The sequence below is a fragment of the Pseudomonas sp. DCB_BI genome (genome assembly GCF_026240995.1).
Taxonomy (GTDB): domain Bacteria; phylum Pseudomonadota; class Gammaproteobacteria; order Pseudomonadales; family Pseudomonadaceae; genus Aquipseudomonas.
On the sequence record NZ_JAPFCG010000061.1, the window covers coordinates 1 to 591 of the forward strand.

Annotated in this window: 1 protein-coding gene; it reads left to right on the forward strand. The window is 62.1% G+C overall.

Features of this window, described 5'->3' with window-relative positions:
* The coding region (locus OO258_RS27295) for an immunoglobulin-like domain-containing protein (RefSeq protein ID WP_266034994.1) at positions 1-591 on the forward strand (591 nt) is incomplete at both ends.

Genomic DNA, 591 nt, shown 5'->3' on the forward strand with positions numbered 1-591 from the left:
CCCTGTCCAATGGCCAGACCATCACCGTTGAAGCCGGCAAGACCCAGGGCAGTGTCGACTTCCAGACCCCGGCGAACGACGTCTATAACAACGGCTCGACCGTCAGCACCACCATTACCGGCGCAACTGGCGGCAACTTTGAACAGCTGACCCCGAATCCGACGCCGGCTCAGACCACGATCAACGATTCGGTCGACAACACTACCGCGACCCTGACGGCGAACCCGTCGGTGACCGAGGGTGGCGTGATCACCTACACCGTGACTCTGAGCAACCCGGCTCAGACTCCGGTAACCGTGACCCTGTCCAATGGCCAGACCATCACCGTTGAAGCCGGCAAGACCCAGGGCAGTGTCGACTTCCAGACCCCGGCGAACGACGTCTACAACAATGGCTCGACCGTCAGCACCACCATTACCGGCGCAACCGGCGGCAACTTCGAACAGTTGACCCCGAATCCGACTCCGGCTCAGACCACGATCAACGATTCGGTCGACAACACTACCGCGACCCTGACGGCGAACCCGTCGGTGACCGAGGGCGGTGTGATCACCTACACCGTGACCCTGAGCAACCCGGCTCAGACTCCGG